This is a genomic window from Desulfovibrio sp. Huiquan2017 (assembly GCF_017351175.1).
Lineage (GTDB): Bacteria > Desulfobacterota > Desulfovibrionia > Desulfovibrionales > Desulfovibrionaceae > Pseudodesulfovibrio.
On record NZ_JAFMPN010000037.1, the window covers coordinates 1 to 1,116 of the forward strand.

The 1,116-nt window shown below is 59.8% G+C and carries 1 protein-coding gene; it reads left to right on the top strand.

Annotated elements, in window-relative coordinates:
* Window positions 1-843 (top strand): integrase domain-containing protein (locus J0909_RS18240; protein WP_207265116.1); only part of this gene is annotated, 843 nt, incomplete at its 5' end.
* Between the last annotated feature and the right edge of the window lie 273 nt (window positions 844-1,116).

Sequence of the window (1,116 nt, forward strand, 5' to 3'; positions counted from 1 at the left end):
GCGAACCTGGGAGCCCAGAAGTGGACCAAGGTGACCAACAAACATTTCCAGCGTGTGGCGGGCGCCATGCGTGCGGACGGCGTGGGTGACGGCAGGATTGCCGAAGTCTTCACCGCGGCACGCCACATCTGCCGCGCTTACGGGAATGACCACATCAGCAAAAGCAACGCGACTTTCGGGGTCAGGCGCGGGTCCATCGCCAATGCGACGTCCCGTGCGGTCGCCGCGGAAGTCTTCCAAGGCACCCTGACCCGCATGCGGAACGACAAGTCGTATCCGCACGCGGGTCGGGCGGCGGCGCAGATCGACCTGATGTACAACGTGGGATTGCGCCGGGAAGAATCAGCCAAGCTGGACTTGCCTAACGACTGGGACCGGGAAAACCATAGCCTTCTCGTTCAGTACGGGACCAAGGGCGGCAGGCCCCGAATCCTGCACGACTTGTCCCAGCAACAGGAAGCGGCCCTTAAGCGGGCCGAAGAATACGTGTCCCCTTCCGACCGAAAGGGCATCAACAATCTCATGCCCGAAGGCATGGGCGACGAATGGCTGCATCGGCTGGATTATGCAGCCAGAAAGCACGGCCTGACGAGCAAGGATGCCGGGGGTACCCTGCACGGCCTCCGTCACGAACGCTTTCGACAGATGTATGTGGACCATACGGGCTTCGAACCGCCGAACCAGTACGATAGCGTTCAGGCATTCCACGAAGCCGCCCAGGCAACGGCCGGGGATGACTGGCCCCAGCTCGACGACGAAGCACGCGACAACATCGAAGTGGCGGCGGGGCATTCGCCTGGCCGTCGGGACGTATCGAACGCCTATCTTGGCAGTTCCCGTTAGAAGAAGCCCCGCCATTTCCGGCGGGTTTCATTTTTTATCAGTTTTTTTCTCAGACCCCCTTTCCGGCATTTGACTTTCACTTCTCTGGCAGTGTCAAACTGGCCTGTTGGCCGAGTATTGATGAGCAACCTCAACCGAAGGGGAAGTTGGAAACGGGTACGCTACGGCGGTAGGAGGCTTTACGTTCCGTTCCTATGAGAACCACAAAATGACCGATGCACCGAAGCTTTTGACCATCAAGGAAGTCGCCTGCCTTTTGCGGGTCCACCGTGC